The sequence below is a fragment of the candidate division TA06 bacterium genome (genome assembly GCA_004376575.1).
Classification (GTDB): Bacteria; Hydrothermota; DG-26; order E44-bin18; family E44-bin18; genus E44-bin18.
Window position 1 is genome coordinate 1 of sequence record SOJN01000004.1, and the last position, 3,730, is coordinate 3,730.

At 51.7% G+C, this 3,730-nt stretch carries 2 protein-coding genes; both read left to right on the top strand.

Features of this window, described 5'->3' with window-relative positions:
• Positions 1 to 390 precede the first annotated feature (390 nt).
• A complete protein-coding gene (locus tag E3J62_00105; protein ID TET47878.1) occupies positions 391 to 2,082 on the top strand; it encodes a hypothetical protein in 1,692 nt (563 codons plus the stop codon).
• 37 nt (positions 2,083 to 2,119) lie between these two features.
• Positions 2,120 to 3,730: hypothetical protein (locus tag E3J62_00110; GenBank protein ID TET47879.1), on the top strand; the 1,611-nt coding region annotated here is incomplete at its 3' end.

Genomic DNA, 3,730 nt, shown 5'->3' on the forward strand with positions numbered 1-3,730 from the left:
CATTCAAATGAACTCCAGATAGAGTTTACGAAAATCGCGTGTGTGTCTGGAGATAGCGATCTAGAAGGATACTGGCGGTCTATCAGTGTTGATATCGTACAGAAGGGGAAGATTCTCTATCTGTCAATAACTCAGCCTGAGCCTCCTCTGTGGGAAAAGACAAAGGATTATGCAGGGATAGAGATGAGGTTGAAGGTTCCTCAGAACGTCGAATTGGAGTTTGCTTCTGAAGGTGGCAGGATGGTCTGCCGGGACTTTCCGGCAGTTTTGATTCTCAGGAACCGTGGGAAGAGTACATTTTCTTCTGATTGGGAGAGGGGTTGAGTTGCGATAAAGTCTTTGGAATAGGCTGATTTGGTGGTAGAATCGGGGAAAAGCGCGGAGGTTGTGATGAGCAAGAATCCTATTAGAATGACGAAAAGTGTCTTTTTTCTTATGCCGGTTCTATTTGTGACTCTGATCCTCATACCTTCGGTATGCTTTTCCCAAATCCTGGAGAACCTGGAAATCATATTTCAGAGGACATATGTGAATTTGGCACCACCAGATAGCCTCTGGGATTGGGGGATCTCAATCGATTGTGCAGGTGATGTTAACGACGATGGCTACGATGACATCATAGTCGCAGCGAACAGGTTGGTTGACACCTCCATGGAACCCTATTTCGGTAAGGGCTATGTTTTCTTGGGGGGTAGTCCAATTGACACGATGCCGGATCTGATACTCACGGGTTCAAAATACGGCAGCGGATGGATAAGGGTAGCCGGAATTGGTGACTTCAATAGTGACGGTTATGACGACGTGATAATGGCACAGGGAAGGGGTGAGCGCGCGGTAAAGGTGTTCTTCGGTGGAGATCCAATGGATACAATCCCGGATGTCATTCTTGAGACCAGGCCGGGAGAGTCGGTTGCTACTGCAGTAGCAGGTGCTGGCGATATCAATGGTGATTCGATAGATGACTGCATAGTAGGAGACTATCTCTGGGCGGGCACGGATGGTAGAGCGCTCATCTTTTTCGGTGGGACTCCCCCTGATAGCCAGCCCGACGTAGTTCTGAATGCGCATGACACGGAAGGCATGGGCATATCTGTCGGCGGAGGGGGAGATCTGAATGGTGACGGGTTTGATGATGTTGTGGTTGGTGCCGATGGCAACTCTGACGTTGTATTCTGGGCAGGTAAGGTATACGGCTTTTTTGGCGGATCACCCATGGACACGATTGCTGATGTCTGGGTTCGCGGAGAAGGGGGTTCTCAGCATCTTGGCTGGTTCGGAGTGGATATTGTTAAGCACGACAGTGCTCATGACTGGCTCGTCGCAGGCTCAATCTTCTACCCGGATGGGTTCGGTACAGCCTCTCCTGGCAAGATCTATGTTATGTATGGAGACTCGTCGATGGACACGCTCGTTGACGCCTACATGCTGGGCAGGACTGACTCGAGCAGGCTGGGGGCCAACACATCTTACGCCGGAGACGTTGACAGGTCCGGGATGGGGGACATTGTATCGGGTGCCACGCTGGAGTACAAGAGCAGAGGAACGATGTACCTCTGGTTAGGAGGGATGCCTCTGGATACAGTACCGGATGCATACGCCAGAGGCGAATTTGAGGGTCAGCAGCCTGCCTGGATGACAAGCACAGCCGGCGACGTGGACAATGACGGTTATGATGAGATTATGTTCAGCAACTACGCCGCACCGATATCAGAACATACGGTGTGGGTAACCAGGTACAAGGAAACCGGCATTGTGGAGGGATACCGAACAAGAAATTCGAGTGTCACCGCACATGTTTTCCAGTGTTACCCAAATCCGTTTTCCAGAGAGACTCTGATTTACCTGCGGCTTAGCGGTTCTCACCGAGCCATTCTTGAAATATATGATGCCAGAGGAAGCCTGGTTCGGACTATTCCTTTGCCTGGAAATGCTCAGGGTTCTTCAGGAGCCTTCACAGTTCGGTGGGACGGGAGAGATGATAGGGATTTGCCTGTGCCTTCGGGTGTCTACTTTGTCAGGCTTGACTTACCCGAACAAGATGCAAGGTCAATGCAGGCTCGCAAAATAGTCCTTATCCGGTAGTGTTGTCTTCGAACTTATCAAGCAGGGAGGGAAAGAAATGAATAAAGTCAACGTAGCTGTGGCACTGGCGTTCGGCTTGCTCTTGGCTCCAGGGCTAGCTTCGGCGAGCAGGTGGTCTGCTGAGGGATTTCCTACTGAAGTCAACCTCAATGGAATTGTAGCAGTCACATCAGATCAAGCGTGGGTGGTTGGTGATGCGGGCCTGATCTTGAAGCGGGATGGGTCAGGATGGCATGAGGCGGAGGATCTACCACAGGGCCTGGACCAATGGAATCTCAGGGCCGTTGACGTGGCGGGGAACGATATCTGGATAGTCGGTGAGAAGAGAGAAGAACCAAGCAAACACATTGGGATAATATTGAAGGGTACAAATGGTGGGGAAGCATGGAAGACGATCTACCCGGACTTGCCACTAGAGACACCACCCACACCGTTCTACGATATACACGTGCCAGGTGACGGGTCAGGATGGATTGCGGCAGGCCACGGTCTTGTTCTGCAGACAACGGACGGCGGAGGATCATGGCGTGCATACGACGTCTCTTCCTTCTCTGACCACTTCCAATCTGTCTGGGCACAGGACGTGGACAACGCATGGACCTGTTCCGACAATAGTGGCGGGGTTGTGCACACAACGGACGGTGGAGCGAGTTGGCATCCAAACCAACCATTCCCGGTCCCTGAAGGAGAATACAGACTACCAGATCTTATGTCTACTCCACAGTTCAGCCGGGCTATTGCTGCTCTCTGGGCGTCAGGATTTGACAACGCATACGTGGCATTATCAGAAGGCAGAGTCGGTGAGACAACAGACCGCGGAGAGAACTGGTCAGTTTATACAATTGCCCCCAGGGGTGTCTGGTTCAGGGACGTCTGGAGCAAGGGAGAGCACGCGTGGGCAGTGGGGACATCTGGTGAGATACGCTACTTCCGTTCCGGAGGCCAATTCTGGGGCAAAGAGGGAGGGGATGCAGATTATCATCTCAATGATGTGGAGATGCTTGATGATTTGTCCGGCTACGGTTGGGCTGTTGGAACGAACGGCACGATATTAAGGCGTTTGCCCATGAGCTCTCCCAGGATAGATTGTGTGGAGAATTTCTCCCCTCCTTTTGCTGAAATTGTCTGGGATATCAATCCAGAATCTCCTGTTGATTCATTCCAGCTACTAAAGAGCTTTGAGAATGAACATGGGGAACCTTTTGATTATGTCGCAGCTTTTGACTTTATTGATGGTCTTGGCAGGTATGCCTATACAGATTTTCATGAGTATGGTGGGCCTAACAGCTATTACTACTGGGTGAGGACATTCTATAGTGATGGTGACTCAGAGCTGGCAGGTCCGCTTGCAGTGCCAGCACGAGGTTTTGTCGTTCCGGAGTTCCCGCCCTCTCCGGCTGATTTATCAGCAGTTAGAACTCCACACGGAGTTCTTCTCACCTGGGGGCCGATCGGTCCATATGCCTACAGAGTCTATCGCTCCGAGATAGCCTCCGGCCCCTACGCCTACATCGGAGAGACCAGACAGTCCTACTATGTGGACGAAGAAGTAGATGAGAAAGCCACCTACTTCTATCTGCTCCGTTCGGCCGGAGCGGAGCTAACCTCACCGGACTCACCCCTGGCATCCATTGGCCCCCAGAGTGAT

Bases quoted from the DNA above. Each gene is read 5' to 3' on its own strand.
- E3J62_00105 (TET47878.1), top strand. From the start codon at position 391: ATGAGCAAGAATCCTATTAGAATGACGAAAAGTGTCTTTTTTCTTATG.